Genomic DNA, 15,498 nt, shown 5'->3' with positions numbered 1-15,498 from the left:
ACGGCGGCCGGGGCGGGCACCCGTCCGACCACCATCGACAGAGAAGGACCACCTGATGAACGCCGACGACGCCCGCACCCGGGCGCAGGCCGCGCTGCGCCGGCTGGAGAACCCGGCGCAGCCGCTGACGCTGCTCGCCCCGGACGCACCGGCCGAGTACGAGTGGTGCTGGGTGTACCCGTTCAACACGGTCCGGGCCACCGAGACCGGCAACATCATGGACACGCTCGCGGTCGGCCCGCTGGTCGTGCCCAAGAACGGCGCCGAGCCCTGGGTGGCGCCGTCCGGCCCGCCGCTGGAGCGCTGGCTCAACGAGTACGCCGCGCGGGAAGGGCTGCCGGCGGTGCCGGTCCCGGCCGCACCGGACCCGTTCGCCTGATCCCGGACGGACGGCCCGCCGTGACCGTACCGTCGCGGCGGGCCGCCGCCACCTGGAGGAAACATGACCCACAGCGCCGAGCCGCTCGACGTGCTGCTGCGCCGGATGATGCGCGGTGACGCCACGGTCGAGCAGGTACAGGCCGCGCTGCGTGCCTCCCCGCTCGACCTCGCGATGAACGGCGACGGCCGTCCCCTCGTCGTCCACTCCTTCGACGACACGCCGTGCGTGGTCGTGGCCACCTCGGCCGACGAGCGCGAACGCACCTTCGCGCCGCAGTGGCGCCGGGTCGAGGCGGTCGAGCTGGCCGAGTTGCTGCCGGACGGCATCGACGTCCTGGTCGACCCGGGCGGCCCGGAACCGGTACGGCTGGCCGCCGCGGTCGTCTGGCACGCGCTCCGATACGCGGACGAGGACGCCGGCTGATGAGCGACGACGAGTTCCTCTTCCTGCTCGACCCGGAATGGCCGGCCGGCGACGAGGACGACGAGCCGCCGTTCGAGGCGGTCCTCGGGGTGTGGCAGGTCGGCGGGGACGGCGAGGTGGGCGAGTTCCGGCACAACCCGGACTACCGCCCGCACTTCCCGGACTCCCCCACCGACCCGGTCGACGCGCTGCTGCGCCTGGCCGCGGCCGGTGCGGCGCAGCCGGCGCACCTGCGGTCGGTGCTGCGCGCGTCCACCCTCCACCTGGCCGTGAACGGCGACGGGCGGCCGCTCGTCGTCCACGCCCCCGGCGACGAGCGGTGCGTGGTCCTCGCGACCGGCGAACCGTACCGGGAGCCGGTCCCCGCCCCCGGCTGGCGGCTGCTGCACCTGGCGGAACTGGCCGACGTGGCCGGTGACCGCGACGCGCTCGTCAACCCCGGCGGCGCCACGCCGGCCCGCCTGGCCGCCGCCTTCCTGCGCGAGACGGCGGTGACGCCGTGAGCACGGGCCCGCTGCACCTGCTCTGCCTGCGCGCCGCGGGCCGGATCCCGGACGGCGACCTCGCCGTCCTGCGTACGCTGCTCGCCGGCGGCGACCACGGCGCCTGCGCGGCACGGCTGCTCGGCGCGTTCCCGCAGTCCGCGGCGGAGATCGCGGCGCTGGCCGCGCTGCTGCCCCCGGAGACGCCGCTGCTGCCCGAACCGGCGGCCGACCAGGACGTGGACGCCGACCCGGCGGCCCTGTTCGTCCCGTTCCCGCCCACCGACCTGCCGCTGTACGCGACGACCGCGCCGCTCGTGGTGGACGAGACGGCGGGCGGCACCGTGGACGGTCTCGACCGGGTGCTGCTCGACGTGCTGGACCCGGCCCGCACCGCCGGGGTGTGGCGCTGCTGGCGGATCACGCGGGGACCGGACGACACGGTGCACGCGGTGCGCGTCTACCTGGTCGAGGCGACGGCGCCCGACGACGAACTGCCCGCCATCAGCGACCGGGGACAGCGGGCGCTCGCCGACGCCGGGCACGCAGCGCCGGTCGAGGTGTACCGGCCCGACCTGCCGCTGCCCGCGTACCAGTGGGCGGCCCGGTCCCGGTCCGCGCTCGTCTGGGCCCCGCAGCCGCCCGGCGAGGTGCGCCTGGCCGCCGACGGGGACGCGCGGCTGCCTGTCGACGACGACGAGATCGCGCCGTTCGTCACCCACCTGCGGTCCGCGCCCGCGCCGACCGCGCACCTGCGTACCGACGGCGCCTGGGTCTGGCCGGCCGCCCTGGCCGACCGGCTGCTGGACGAGGGCGCGCTGGCCGACGAAGGGCTGCTGCGGCACCTGCGGCGGTGCCGGGCCGACCCGCCGCCGCCGGCCGGCGCGGTCGCCGTACACCGGGCGCTCGCCGCCCTGGTACGCGCGGGCGCGCTCTGACCGGGTGCACGAACGCCTCGGGTCGCGGTGTCCTTCGGGCACGAGCCCCGGCGCTGCGCGGTGCTCCCGGCGGCCGCCGTGGTCGAATGCGCCGACGCCCGCCGACGAGGACGCGAGGAGGCCGGGAATGACGGAACAGGACGAGCTGCACACCGCGCTGCTGCACCTCGGTGGCCGGGTGCCGGACGCGCTGCTCGCCGACGCGCGGCTGCGGCTCGCCGACACCGGCACGGTGTCCCTCCCCGAGCCGCCCGGACCGGTCGACCTGGCGTTCACGTTCGCGTCGGCCGTACCGAATCCGCGTGTCTTCGGCGGGCGGGTGCCGCCGCTGGCGGACCTGACCGGCCGCGAGGGCCTGATGGACGACACCGACCGGGTCGCCGTCGTCGCCGCGCGGCAGCAGCCCGGCGCCGTCGCGCTGTGGCGCGGATGGCGGATCGCCCCGGAGTGGGCCGCCTCGGTGATCCCGCCCGCGCCGGTCTACGTGCTGGAGACGAGCGGCCCGCAGGCCGGGACGGCGGCGGCCGTGATGCGCGCGCTCGCCGCGGCCGGGATCTCGGCCCCGCTGGTCGAGGTGTACCGACCCGGCGACAAACTCCCGCCCTACTCGGCCGCGGCCCGCCGGTCCGGCGCGCTGCTCTGGGCCGACCGGGACGCCGGGCCGCCGCGGATCGCCCGCGTCTTCGACGAGGTCGACGACGACGGCGCACGCTTCGCGCCGGACCGCGAGCGGCTGTCCGGCACCGACCTCGAACGGGCGGCGGCGTACCTGGAGGCGGGCGCGCCGGTGCTCGCCACCACCGCGCGTGGGCTCGACGTGGTGGAGCCCGGACGCGGGCTGGTCGTGCCGATGACCTACCGCACCGACGGGAGCTGGCTCTGGCCCGAGTCGGTCCCCTACTACCTCCAGACGTACGGGCTGGCGCCGGAACCGGACCTCCTGGCCCACATCCGGTCGCGCGGCGACCGGCTCCCGGTCACCGATCCCGCCGACGAGCACCGCGCGCTGGCGTTGCTGTTCCAGTCGTACGCCCTCGTCCCGGCGGAGGCGGAGGCGGAGGCGGAGGCGTGACGATCTTCGTGGCGATCGCGTCGTACCGGGACCGGGAACTGGTGCCGACGGTGCTGGACTGCCTGGCCAAGGCGGCACGCCCGGAGGACGTCCGGATCGCGGTGTGCTGGCAGCACCTCGGCGACGAGGACATCTCCGCCATCCGCGACCTGCCACAGGTGGACGTGCAGGAGTACGACGCCCGTGACAGCCGCGGCGCCTGCTGGGCCCGGGACAAGACGTTCCAGCGCTACCGCGGCGAGGACTGGCTGCTCCAGGTGGACAGCCACACCCGGTTCGCGCCGGACTGGGACGTACGGCTGATCCGGATGGCGCGGGAGACGGGTGCGGCGAAGCCGGTCCTGACCGCGTACCCGGCGAGCTACGAGCCCGATCAGGAGTTCACCGGCGCGGGCGCGCCCGCCGAGATCGTGGTCAGCGACTGGACCACGTTCGGCGTGCCGGTCCTCGGCCAGCGTCTCATCGAGGGGGCCGGGTCCGGCGTACCGCCCAAGCCGGCGCTGTTCCTGGCCGCCGGGTTCCTCTTCGCGCCCGGCTCGTTCGTCGCCGAGGTGCCCTACGACCCGGGCATCTACTTCAACGGCGAGGAGATCACCCTGGCCCTGCGCGCCTTCACGTGGGGCTACGACCTGTTCCACCCCACCGAGGTGCTGGCCTGGCACTACTACATCCGGCAGGACAGGCCGCGGCACTGGAGCGACCACGTCGAGTCCGACTGGGCCCGTTACGAGGAGCTGAGCCGCCGCCGGGTGCTCTACATGCTGCACACCCCGCCGACCGACCGGCTCGGCATCGGACCGGTACGCACCCTGGAGCAGTTCGTGGCGCACACCGGCTGCAACTTCACCCGCCGCACCTGGACCGACATGCTGGCCCAGGAACTCGTGCTGCTCTGATCAGCTCCCGCGCGCCGGTCTGATCAGCTGCCCCGCGCCGGCTCCTCGGCGCCGCTCGACCAGCGGGTCTCGGCGATGGCGGTGGCGAGCCGCGCCAGCTCCGGATGCTGCTGCGCGTACGACGTGACGTGCTCGGCCAGCTCGTGCTGGGACTGCCACCGGATCTTCCCGGCCCGCACCAGCGCCCGGTCCAGCGCGAGCGGGTCGCCGCGCAGGTGACGCCGCACGTCGACCAGGACGCCGGTGAGCGACTGCTCCTGCTCGTCGGTGCCGGGCAGCGCCGTCACCATCGCCGGCAGCGCGGCGACCGTCTCGTCGTCCATGCCCGGCACGAGGCCGATGAGCGCCTTCTCCCGCGCCTCCGGCCGGGTCTCGGCCAGATACGCCATCCCCGCCTCGTCGGCGGCCAGGTGCCGCAGCGCGGGGTCGCGGCTCAACTCCGCCACCGCCGCAGTCACGTCCGGCCGAGTGCCGGCCGGACCTGTGCCCGCCGGATCGGTGTCGGCCGGATCGGTGTCGGCCGGATCGGTGTCGTCGGCAGCGGTGCCGGCGGCAGCGTGCACGACGGCCGGGCCGCCGAGGTCCGGATCGGTGACGGCCGGGCCGGCGTTCCTCCGGACGGTCGGGACCGGGGCGGCCACGGCCGGATCGATCCGCGTCGCGGCGAGGTCCGTCCCGTCGGTGTGGACGGACGGCGACACCGCCTCTGCCCCGGCGGGTGCCGCCTCCGGCCGCCCGGCACCGCTCCGCGCCGACCTGCGGGCGCGCAGACCCAGCAGCAGCGCGGCGAGCGCCGCCAGCCCGGCGAGCGCCAGCAACGCCGCCCGGCGGCCGATCCCGGTGGAGCCGGACGCCTGCTCGGCCGCCTGCGCTCGGGGCGCCTCCTCGGGTAGCACGGCGGTGACGGAGGCCGTCAGGTCGATCTCCGGCGCGACCCCGCCGGTGGTCTTCGCGGTCTTCAGCACCCGGTTGCGGACCTGCGCCGGGTCGAGATCCGGGTACGCCGACCGGATCAGCGCCGCCTGGCCCGCCACGTACGCGACGGCGAGGTGCGTGCCGGTGCCGCTCACCGGCCGGGTGCCGGTGATGCCGAGGCTTGTCACGTCGACGCCCGGTGCGACCACGTCCACGCCGCCGGTGCGGTAGCCGTCGGCCGTACCCCCGTCGGCCCCGATCCCGCCGACGCGCAGCACCGCGTCGTGCAGCGGTACGTCCGGGTCCGGCGGCGCCGACTCGCCCACGGCACCCACCACGACCACCGCGCCGGCCTCGACCGCCTCGTTGACGGCGGACACCACCTCCGCCTGACCGAGGTCCACCTGCGGCCCGACCGCGACGACGGAGGCGCCGGAGCCGACCGCCGCCCGGATGCCCGCCACGCTCGCCGCGGCCGAGGCGCCGGGAGTCCGGCCCGCCACCCGGACCGGCATGACCGCCGCGTCCGGCGCGACGCCGGCCACTGCCGACCCCTTCACCGGCTGCGCCACGATCAGCCCGGCCATCGCCGTACCGGTGCCGAGGCAGTCGGCGTCACCGCGAGCGCCGCCGGTCGCCCGGTCGACGCCCGTCGTGACCCGGCCGGCGAGCGCGGGCAGGCCGCCGGCGACACCGGAGTCGACGACGGCCACGAGCTGGTCCCGGCCCCTGCTGTGCGGCCACGCCTGGTCGGCGGCGACCCGCGGACCGGCCCACTGTGACCGGGCGCCCGAGGTCGCGGCGGTGCGGCACCCCTTCGGCGGGCGGACGGCCGCGTCGCCGGCGGCGGGTTGCCGCCCGGCCGGCGTGGACGTCCCGGGCGCCGGCTTCGCGGCCGGCGGGACGCCCTGGCGGACCTCGCTGCCGTACGCGTCCCACGGCAGCACCAGCACCCAGCCGGCCCGGAGCCGGGCGCCGTCGGTCAGTGTGGCGCCGTCCGGCTGGATCCGCCCGGTGTTGAGGGCGAACAGCTCGGCGGCCCGCGAGCCGTCGCCCAGGAACCGCTCCGCGATCTCGGTGAGGTTCTCCGGCTCGCCCTGGTGGGTCGCCTCCACCGTGTAGTACTTGACGTGGTCGCCCTCGGCGCGGTCCGCGGGCGCGGGCGCGTTGACGGCGCCGGCTGCCGGTGCGAGCGGCGTCAGCGCGAGCACCGCGGACGCGACGACCGCGGCGAGCAGGGTCCGGACGACCGCCGGCGCGGTCCGGGTCACCCGCGACCGCCTCGGGCGCCGGTCACGGGCGTGGCCCCGGACGTTGCGTGGTGCCGCGAACGCCGGGCGTCCGAACCATCCGTCATCGATCCACTCTTGAACCCGGTCGAGGAGACTGTCCATACCAGACGGGCAGGCTAGCATCGCGGATCCCCGATGCACGAAGGGCCGCCGGACGGTCCGGACCCGGCGTCCCCGCGCCCCGCACCCGGCGCGAGACGCAGACCTCCTCCGCAACGCCGCCGCGTGGTGTGCCGACCGTCGCGGCCGGCACACCCTCTCGACCGTCCTAGGACATCAGTCCGGTCGGGTTCCGGGACGTCATCGCGACGTGGCCCGCGCCGCCGTGTCGATGAGGTCCGCGACGGCCGCCGGCTGCGAGACGGTCACCGCGTGGGACGCATCGACCTCGACCGTCGTCGACCCGGCCCGCTGCGCCAGGAAGCGCTGCAGATCCGGCGGGATCGCCAGGTCCTGGGTGGTGACGAGCGTCCAGGACGGGATGCTCTTCCAGGCGGCCCGCGTCACGCTGTCGGTCAGCGTGTTCGCCGCGGTCGGCCGCTGCGTGGCCGCCATCACCGCGGCGGTCTCCCGGGGGACGTCGGGGGCGAAGAAGTCCGGGTAGGTCTCCTGCTTGACGTACTGGTCCATGTCCGCGCTGCCGTCCTGCACCGGGATCGGCACCGCCTGGATGTTGTCGGCCAGCCGGCTGCCGGGGAACCTCGCGTTCAGATCGGCCACCGATTCGCCGGCATCCGGGCTGAAGCTGGCGACGTACACCAGGGCCCGGACGTTGGCGGCGCCGTCCGCGGCCTCGGTGATGACCGCTCCGCCGTACGAGTGGGCGGCCAGCACGACCGGTCCGGACAGGCTGTCCACGAGGGCGCGCAGGTAGGCGGCGTCCCCCGCCACACTCCGCAGCGGGTTCGCCACGGCGATGGCCGGATAGCCCCGGCGGTGGAGGTCGGCGATCACCCCGTTCCAGCTCGACCCGTCCACGAATGCCCCGTGAACGAGCACGACAGTCGGCATTCCGGTCTCCGGCTTCGGTGCGGCATTCATCTGACATTCCTTTCGACAGGCCCGGCGGAGACTCCAATATCGGGCACGCGCGGAATCGCTGTCAGCGGAATGGGGAAACGTCGGCGAATGGTCACACCGACCCTCCCGCCGCTATCCGAGGTGCCCGAAACCCGCAAGCGGTTCCCATGAACGCCCGGCTGAGAGAATGCTGAGAACAACCAGATCATCGCCGAGGCGAAAGTCACCCGTGCCACCTTTTACCGGCACTTCCCCGGCAAGGACGATCTCATTCGGGCCTATCTGCGCCGGGTGCACGAAATGGACCGCGCCGCCGTGGAAGCGGCAACCCCGGACAACCCTTCTCCGATCGATCGCCTACTGGCCGTCGCCGACTCCGTCGCCCGGGGCATCCGGTCCCCCGCCATTCCGCGGCTGCGCCCACTCGGTGTCGTCGCTTACGGCCGCGAAGCGCTGGAGCACCCGGGCGAGCGCCACCACGAAGGCCAGGTCGAAGAACAGCTCCAGCAGCTCGCCGGGCCCGGAGTCGCCGGTGGACGCGGCAGTTCGGCACCCCGTCGCGCCGCCATCACCCTCCCCCGCCCGTCCCTCGTGGCCCGAACGAGCGCGACGGCGGCGGAGTCGCGTACGTCTGCGGTCAGACGACCGCGGGCACGCGGCCGGGGGCGGTGCCGCGCAGGCGGGCGGCGTCCTCGCGGGGAGGCACCCCGAACTGGCGGCGGTACTCACGGCTGAACTGCGACGGGCTCTCGTATCCGACGCGCGCGCTCACGCCGGTGACGTCGTGGGGATGCGTGGCGAGCAGGAGCCGGGCCTCCTGCAACCGGATCTGCTTCTGGAACCGGATCGGGCTCATCGCCGTCACGGCCTGGAAGTTGCGGTAGAAGGCCGACTCGCTCATCCCGGACAGCCGGGCCAGCTCCTCCACCCGGAACGACTGCGCATAGTGGTCACGGATCCACCGCACCGCCCTGGCGACGTGGCTGAGGCTGCTGTCGGCCAGGCCGAGCTGCCGGACGGCCCCGGTCTGTTCCCCGGTGAGCAGGTGCCACAGGATCTCCCGCTTGACCAGGGGCGCGAGCACCGCGACGTCCCGGGGCCGGTCCAGCAGCCGCAGCAACCGGATCACCGCGTCGACGAGCTCGTCCGGCGCGTCGCTGACCACCATGCCCGGGGGCGCTGCGCCGGGCACGGGCGGGAGGTCGCCCGGCGCCGCCTGCAACAGCAGCTCCGCGACCGTGGGCGGGTGCAGCACCAGGCCGAACCCCAGCGCCGGCATGTCGGCGCTGGCCCGGGTGAAGCGGCCGGTGACCGGCAGGTCGACCGACGCGACGAGGTACTGCCCGGCGCGGTACTCGTACACGCGGTCGCCCAGCGCCATCTGCTTCGCCCCCTGGGCGATGAGTGCCATGACGGTGCCCGACATCGACGTGGCCGGCGGACTCTGCCGCTCGACCTTCGAGATCAGCACGCCGTCGATGGCGGTGCTCATGTCCGCCCGCGCGTGACGGGCCAGCAGCGCTCGCAGCTCAGCCAGATCCACCCATCGATTAAAGCATGGCCGATCCTCGCAGGCTGAGTAGGATCAGGCAAGTATTCGCGAGCATATACCTAACGTTTTCCCTGCTCATCCTGCTTCCATTGAGGAATCGGATTTCCGGGACGAGCCCGGATACGACAATCCAGGAGGCACCGCGATGACCGTCCGCCACGGGTTCCACGCCACCATGACCGCACGGCCGGGAAGGGCTGACGACCTGGTCGGGCTGCTGCTCGGCGCGCCGTCCCTGCCCCATCCGGACTGCCTCGTCTTCCTCGTGTCCCGGTCGGCCTCCGACCCCGACGTCGTGCACGTCGTCGAGGGCTGGACCAGCGCCGAGGCTCACCGCCGGTTCTTCGCCGGTGCGGAGGCCCAGGATCTCGTCGCCCGGCTCCAGCCGCTGCTGGCCGGCGAGTCGGCGTACACGGACGCGGTTCCGGTCGGCGGGAAGGCGCGTTTCTGAACCGGCTGCCGCCGCCGGCCCCGCCCCGACCCCCTCACCGGAAGGACCCCTCTGATGAGCTCCCCTCGACCCAACCTCGACCCCGAGTTCCTCGCGGTGTTGGCCGACCTGCCGTCCATGCCGCCACTGGGCCCCGAGGTGATCGAATTCGTACGCCGACTCCCCGAGCCGCCGATCGAGACCCACCTGCGCGACCGCGCGGTGCGACGGCGTGAGGTCACCGTCCCCGCCGCGGACGGAACGCCGATCCCGCTGTCCGTCATCAGCCCGGCCGCGCAGACGGCCGGGGCGCCCTGCGTCTACTGGATCCACGGCGGCGGGATGATGTGGGGAGACCGCTTTTCGAACATCGACATCCCGCTGGAGTGGCTCGACCGGTTCGGCGCGGTCGTGGTCACCGTCGACTACCGGCTGGCCCCGGAGGCCACCGGCACGACCCTGGTCGACGACTGTTACCACGGTCTGCGCTGGGTGGCCGACAACGCCGCCGCCCTCGGCATCGACCCCGGCCGTGTCGTCGTGGCCGGCGCCAGCGCCGGTGGCGGCCTGGCGGCCGGGGTCACGCTGATGGCACGCGACCTCGGTGGACCGGCGGTCGCCGCCCAACTGCTGTCGTGCCCGATGCTCGACCACCGCAACGACACCACGTCCAGCCGGCAGTACACCGGCCCGGACGGCGTGTGGACCCGGGAGATGAACGAGTTCGGGTGGCGCAGCGTCCTCGGCGACCGGACCGGCGAGGAGGTCTCCCCCTACGTCTCCCCCGCTCTCGCCGGGGACCTGTCCGGCCTGCCGCCCACGTACATCGACGCCGGGTCGGCGGAGGTCTTCCGCGACGAGGGTGTCACCTACGCGAGCCGGATCTGGGCCGCCGGAGGCCAGGCCGAACTGCATGTGTGGGCCGGCGGCTTCCATGGTTTCGCGGCGCTGTTCCCGCACGTGCGCGTGTCGGCCGCGGCCCGGCGGGCTCAGGCCGACTGGCTCGCCCGGGTCCTGGACCCCCTCCCCGGTCACCGGGGCTGAGCCCCGGGAGGCACGGCCGGCGCGAACCGCTCGCGCCGGCCGTGCCTCCGGTGGGGCTACGTCACGGGCAGGGCCCGCCCGCGCAGACGTCGATCACCTTGCCGGTGAGCAGGAACACCGCCTTCTGCCGCTGGGCGCCGGGCTGGGCGCGCGGGAACTCGTGCGAGTCCTCGCCGTACTCCGGTCCGGCGGGCGCGAGGTTCGTCGGCGGCGGCGCGTACGCGGCACCGCTGTTCCAGACCACCATGGCCGAGCCGGCGTACGGGTACCTGCGGATCGGCGCGATGCCCCAGAACGGCCGCACGTCCGGCGACCAGCCGGGGGCGAGCGCCGGGGTGTGCAGGCGGGCGCCGATGGTGCGCGCCTGGACCTCCGCCGCGGCGGTCGAGACCTGCTGGTCGGCGAACGCCACGTGCATCAGCACCCGGTGCGCCGGGGTACGCGGCAGCGGCCGGTCCGTCATGTGCTGGGCGTACCCGTTGGCCTCGGACCGGTCCCACAGCATCTGGAGCAGACCGAAGACGATCTGCTGGTCGATCTTGTCCGGGTAGTAGCCGTCCAGGACGGTCTGGAACGGGGCGAAGTCGACGCTGCGTTGCAGCAGCGTGGAGTAGTTCATCGCGGGCACGCCGAGCACCGAGCGGGTCCAGTCCTGGGCGATGGCGGTGAGCGCGCCGCCGTTGATGCCGCCCTGGCTGTTGCCGTCGTAGTGCAGTCCGCCCTTCACATCGATCAGCGGCCGCCCGGCCGCGTCGCGGAACGCCGGGTGGGCGGCGAACCCGTTGCGGTGGATCATCGTCCGGCCCAGGAAGAGGAAGTTCAGGAAGCTCTGCTGGAGCCGGTCGGCCACCGCCGGGAAGGCGCTGAGGTCGGTGAAGGCGCCCGCCACGTACGGGACGTCGGCCGCCGCCATGCCGATCCAGCTCGTCGCGCAGAACGTGAAGTCGTACGTCTGCGACATGGTCTTGACGTTGCCGGCGTTGATCTCGGTGGGCCGGCCGAGCAGGCCGTGGCCGTAGAGCGAGAGGTGGGCCGGTCGCGCGGCGGACGCGCCGCGCGGGATGTTGCAGACGAAGTCGGCCGCCACTGTCGTGCCGGACGGTGTGGGCAGGGCGCTCGGCGTCGGCGGGGTGCCGTCGCCGCCGGGCGGCCCGTAGTGCAGCCGGGAGCCCGGTCCGCCGTCACCGGTCAGGTAGGACGGTACGGCGACGGTGCCGGTCACCTGCCGGGCGATCAGCGGATCCTGCTCCGGCGTGTAGTCGGTGACCTGGCTGACGGTGAACGAGGGCGCGTGGCGGCCGAGCGCGGCGAACGCGCCGTCCCGGACCGCCAGCATCCGCCCGGTCAGGCCCTGCCGGCTGGCGACCGTGAAGTCCCAGGCGAGGTAGAGGCTGTGCCGCTTGACCCCGGCCCGGCTCAGGTCGGCGAGGATCCGCTTCATCTGCGGCGCGCGCGGGTCCCGCCGGTCCACGCCGGCACCGGTGACGTACGCGCGGAACGCCTTCGGCGCCGGGATCAGCGCGCCGTCGCCGTCGCGCATGCCGCGCAGGCCGACGACGTAGCGGGCGCCCTCGGTCAGCGCCACCGCCGGCCGGATGATCAGCGCCTGCCGGTCCGGGCTGCCGGCCGCGTGCGCGTCCAGTTCCGCCCAGTACGGCGTACGCCGGCCGGTGCGGGCGTCGAGCAGCACGATCGGCGCGTCCGGCGCCAGCGAGCGGCCGACGTCGGTGACCGGCGCGATCCGCGTCCGCGCGGCGTCGAGGCCGGGTACGCGCGCCAGGATCGGCGAGCCGGGGCTGAAGCCGTCCTGCCGGTTCCACTCGGCCGGGTCGATCGGCACGCCGAGCACGTTGGCGGGCATCGCGGAGGCCGCGAACCGGACCCGCTTGCCGGTCGGGGTGCCGCGGTCCGGGACGGTGAAGTAGTCGTTCGGGAACGGCAGGAGGCAGGCCGCCGGGTCGATCGGGTCGCAGGACCGCTGCCCGGCCGGCGCGGGAGGCGCGGGAGGCGCGGACGGCGCCGCGGCGGCGCCGGAGCCGAGCAGCACGGCCGATGCGGTCACCAACGCGGACACGGCGAGACGGAGCCGTCTGGGGGTGGGCACGCGTGTCTCCTTCGACATCGGACGGTGGTGTTCTTCCTACGCTCGTGAACGGATCTCGGCAAGGGCCCACACATCGACACTGCCGGATCAACGACGAAGAATCCGCAGGTCAGGCGCATAGCCCTACGGTGGGTCGCGAAGCATTCACGTCCAGTGGAGGACGTCATGACCACTCCCGCCCCCACACCACCGCCTCAGCTCCAGGTCGCCCTCGGCACCGCCGCCGATCCCGGTTCCGTGCACGCCGTCACCGGCACCGGCACGGCGTTGCTCGTCACCCACTACCCCGCGTCCGGCGCCGGCCGGCTGCACGTGCTCGACCCCCGTACCCTCGCCCCGGTCCGCCCGTCGCTGCCGGTCGGCCACGAGCCCCGCGCGGTGGCCTGGCACCCCGGACGCGGGCAGGCGTACGTGATGAACCGGGGCGTGCAGAGCTACAGCGTCTCCCGGTGCGACCTGGCCACCGGCACGGTCACCGACATCCCGATCGGCTTCGGGCTGATCGCGATCGCCGTGGATCCGGTGGCCGACCTGCTCTACACCGCCGACTGGGCGCACAAGCGCCTGCACGTGATCGAGCTGGCGGACACCACGCAGCGGCGCGTCGTGCCGCTGCCGTCGGCGCCGATCCGGCTCGCGGTGGCCCCGGACGGCACCGTCTACGCGACGCTGTACGTCAAGGGGCTCGTGCCGGCCGACGACGCGCTCGCCGTGCTACGTCCGGACGGGACGCTCACCGTCGCGCCGATCGAGCCCGCCCACCTCCAGCCGGGCGGGGTGGCGGTCGCGCACGACGGGATGATCTACGTCGGCTCGCTCGGCGGCGGGACCGTGCACCCGCTGTTCGGCGTGTACGACCCGGACAGCGGCCTGCGGCTCGGCGCGGTGCCGACCGCGGCGGGCGTCCGCGACCTCGCGGCCGTGCCGGGACTGTCCCGAGCCTGGCTGGCGACGGACAAGGGTGTCCAGCTCGTCGACACCACCAACCCGTACGCGCCGCGCACGCTCGATCCGATCACCACCGGCCACGCCCCGTACGCGGTGGCGGTCACCGCCGACGGCACCGCGTACGTGGGCGACGTGGTGGACGGCACGGTGTCGCTGATCCGGCCGGACGTGGCGAACCTGCCCCTGGACGCGGTCGCCACGCTGCTCACCGAGGCGGGCTTCGCCCCCACCACCGGGCTCGGCGCGGCGATCCGGGCGTACCAGACGTTCCACGAGCTGCCGGTGACCGGGCGGCCCGACGCCGTCACCGCCGCCCACCTGACCGCACCGGGCTGCGGCACCCCGGACCGGACGACCACCACCGGTTTCGTCCTCCAGGGTGGGCACTTCCGGCACACGAACCTGACCTACCACCTCGGTGACATGACGATGCCGTACGCCCGGGACGAGTTCACCGACGCGCTGAAGCACGAGCTGATCCAGGTGTCGCTCGACGTGTGGCGCGAGGTGCTGGGCGAGAACTGGTACGGGCCGTTCGAGTTCACCCGCGTCTTCGACCCGGCGCAGGCGGACATCGTCTTCTCCGTCGGCGACGACCCGGTGTTCCACGACACCGGCTGGTTCCGGACCGTCTACGCGGTGACCAAGTGGGGTGCCGCTCCGGGCTGGCCGGACACGGGCGGCCAGCTTCCGGTCATCTTCAACCGGAAGATCAACTGGGACGCGCACGGGTACTTCGACGTCGACCTCCACGGCCCCGACTTCCGGCACGTCGCCACGCACGAGATCGGCCACGCGTTCGGGCTCAACCACGGCAAGAGCGGCAACGTGATGCACCGCAACGCGAGTTGGTACCGGGTGCCGAAGTCCGACGACCGCAACGGCTTCTTCGCCATGTACGGGCGGCTGCCGTTCACCGACGGCGTCGGCATCCGGGTGCTGCCGGACGTCGACCACGTCGCCTACTCCGACTGCGAGCGGCACCTGGTGGTGCACTACCCCGAAGGCGACGGGTGGACGTGGACGAGGCTCACCGCGGACGTGGGCGCGCCCCGGATGGCCCGCGGCACCTCCCCGTCGCCGTTCTTCGCCCACGACGGCGTGCCGTCGTACGTCTACGCCGGGGACGGCGGCCACGTCCTCCAGATCTGGTACGACCAGGGCCAGTGGTGGTGGGGTGACCTGACGCAGGACAGCGGCGGCCCGCCCGCCGTGCGGTACGGCCCGCACGCCTACCGCAACGGCGACACCCAGCGGGTCGTGTACAGCGCCACCGACGGCCGGACGATCCGGCTGTCCCAGGCGCCCGGGCAGGGCTGGGTCTGGCAGGACGTGTCGGTGGAGGGCGCGGTCGCCGCCGACGGCACCCCCTACGGGTACGTCGACGGCGTCACCGGCCTCGACGTGATCGTCTACCGGGACGCCGAGGAGCACCTGCGGATGCTGTGGGAGGGCCCCGACGGCTGGGGGCAGATCTCGCTCACCTGGGCCACCCAGGCGGAGAACCCGCTGCCGCTGACCATGATGCCGGTGTGGGGCGAGCACCGCGCCGGCGAACGGCACCGGGTGTTCGGCCTCGACCACCGGCAGGACATCCGGATGTACGCGGTGGGCGACGACGGCGCCTGGCACACCCGGTCGCTGACCGCGGAACTCGGCCTGCCGGAGTGCAGCGCGTCGGCGGTGCAGCGGCTGCCCGGCGTGGACGGCGCGCCCGACGGCTGGCTGCTGGTCTTCGCCGACTTCGACGGCGGGCTGTGGGAGCTGACCGGCGACGGTGACACGTGGCAGGCCGAGCGGGTGCAGGTCGACGGGATGCCGCCGGTGGGGCGCAGCGTGCTGTCGGTGTGGCTGGGCGGCGGCCGGCTCCAGATCACGTACACGGCGGCGAACGGCAACATCCAGTTGCTGTCCCGCGCCCTCGGCGACCACGACTGGAAGCGCACCAACCTGACCCGGGTGTCCGACGTGGTGTGAGAGGGCGAGGCCTCCCGCCGTCC

At 74.3% G+C, this 15,498-nt stretch carries 14 protein-coding genes; 10 read left to right on the top strand and 4 right to left on the bottom strand.

All coding sequences use genetic code 11. From position 1 onward, the window contains the following. The first annotated feature begins 55 nt into the window (after positions 1-55). From M8C11_RS01300 to M8C11_RS01275, 6 genes are all read left to right on the top strand, one after another. Positions 56-379, top strand: a complete 324-nt coding sequence (locus M8C11_RS01300) for a YrhB family protein (protein WP_252447899.1) — start codon at positions 56-58, stop codon at positions 377-379. Positions 380-442: 63 nt separating this feature from the next. Next, complete coding sequence (locus M8C11_RS01295; RefSeq protein WP_252447898.1) at positions 443-805, top strand: type VII secretion system-associated protein; 363 nt, start codon at positions 443-445, stop codon at positions 803-805. Beyond that, the gene (locus M8C11_RS01290) at positions 805-1,308 is read left to right on the top strand and encodes a type VII secretion system-associated protein (RefSeq protein WP_252447897.1); all 504 of its coding nucleotides are present in this window, start codon (positions 805-807) and stop codon (positions 1,306-1,308) included. The genes M8C11_RS01295 and M8C11_RS01290 overlap by 1 nt, the downstream gene beginning before the upstream one ends. Beyond that, entirely contained in the window at positions 1,305-2,225 is a 921-nt protein-coding gene (locus M8C11_RS01285; RefSeq protein WP_252447896.1) for a hypothetical protein, read from the top strand. Before M8C11_RS01290 ends, M8C11_RS01285 begins: the two co-directional genes overlap by 4 nt. Before the next feature lie 127 nt (positions 2,226-2,352). Further along, a complete protein-coding gene (locus M8C11_RS01280; RefSeq protein ID WP_252447895.1) occupies positions 2,353-3,297 on the top strand; it encodes a hypothetical protein in 945 nt (314 codons plus the stop codon). Further along, on the top strand, positions 3,294-4,193 hold the full coding sequence (locus M8C11_RS01275) for a UDP-N-acetylglucosamine-transferase (RefSeq protein ID WP_252447894.1): 900 nt from the start codon (positions 3,294-3,296) through the stop codon (positions 4,191-4,193). The genes M8C11_RS01280 and M8C11_RS01275 overlap by 4 nt, the downstream gene beginning before the upstream one ends. A 23-nt stretch (positions 4,194-4,216) precedes the next feature. Here the strand turns inward: M8C11_RS01275 and M8C11_RS01270 are convergent, their stop codons facing one another. Together M8C11_RS01270 and M8C11_RS01265 are read right to left on the bottom strand one after the other, a co-directional pair. Next, positions 4,217-6,379 (bottom strand): S8 family serine peptidase, encoded by a 2,163-nt coding sequence (locus tag M8C11_RS01270; protein ID WP_252447893.1) that lies wholly within the window; start codon positions 6,377-6,379, stop codon positions 4,217-4,219. A 321-nt stretch (positions 6,380-6,700) separates the two neighbouring features. Next, complete coding sequence (locus M8C11_RS01265; RefSeq protein ID WP_252447892.1) at positions 6,701-7,441, bottom strand: alpha/beta fold hydrolase; 741 nt, start codon at positions 7,439-7,441, stop codon at positions 6,701-6,703. Positions 7,442-7,624: 183 nt separating this feature from the next. Here M8C11_RS01265 and M8C11_RS30675 point away from each other — a divergent pair, with 183 nt between their 5' ends. After that, a complete protein-coding gene (locus M8C11_RS30675) occupies positions 7,625-8,155 on the top strand; it encodes a TetR/AcrR family transcriptional regulator (RefSeq protein WP_374666835.1) in 531 nt (176 codons plus the stop codon). On the opposite strand, the gene M8C11_RS01255 is transcribed toward M8C11_RS30675, so the two are convergent. Beyond that, positions 8,058-8,963, bottom strand: coding sequence for an AraC family transcriptional regulator (locus tag M8C11_RS01255; RefSeq protein WP_252447891.1), 906 nt, complete (start codon positions 8,961-8,963; stop codon positions 8,058-8,060). The genes M8C11_RS30675 and M8C11_RS01255 overlap by 98 nt on opposite strands. Before the next feature lie 154 nt (positions 8,964-9,117). Here M8C11_RS01255 and M8C11_RS01250 point away from each other — a divergent pair, with 154 nt between their 5' ends. Both M8C11_RS01250 and M8C11_RS01245 read left to right on the top strand, forming a co-directional pair. Beyond that, positions 9,118-9,423 carry a putative quinol monooxygenase gene (locus M8C11_RS01250; RefSeq protein ID WP_091416550.1) on the top strand — a complete coding sequence of 102 codons (306 nt, stop codon included), beginning with the start codon at positions 9,118-9,120 and terminating at the stop codon, positions 9,421-9,423. A gap of 54 nt (positions 9,424-9,477) precedes the next feature. Continuing rightward, complete coding sequence (locus M8C11_RS01245) at positions 9,478-10,446, top strand: alpha/beta hydrolase (RefSeq protein ID WP_252447890.1); 969 nt, start codon at positions 9,478-9,480, stop codon at positions 10,444-10,446. A gap of 61 nt (positions 10,447-10,507) precedes the next feature. Here the strand turns inward: M8C11_RS01245 and M8C11_RS01240 are convergent, their stop codons facing one another. Further along, positions 10,508-12,550 (bottom strand): hypothetical protein, encoded by a 2,043-nt coding sequence (locus M8C11_RS01240; protein ID WP_252447889.1) that lies wholly within the window; start codon positions 12,548-12,550, stop codon positions 10,508-10,510. 165 nt (positions 12,551-12,715) lie between these two features. Here M8C11_RS01240 and M8C11_RS01235 point away from each other — a divergent pair, with 165 nt between their 5' ends. Continuing rightward, complete coding sequence (locus M8C11_RS01235; RefSeq protein ID WP_252447888.1) at positions 12,716-15,475, top strand: matrixin family metalloprotease; 2,760 nt, start codon at positions 12,716-12,718, stop codon at positions 15,473-15,475. The last annotated feature ends 23 nt before the right edge of the window (positions 15,476-15,498 follow it).

It is taken from the genome of Micromonospora sp. CPM1 (genome assembly GCF_023896895.1).
In the GTDB taxonomy this organism is placed as follows: domain Bacteria; phylum Actinomycetota; class Actinomycetes; order Mycobacteriales; family Micromonosporaceae; genus Micromonospora; species Micromonospora tulbaghiae.
The sequence above is the reverse complement of the archived record's forward strand: the minus strand, read 5'-3'. Positions and strand labels throughout refer to the sequence as shown.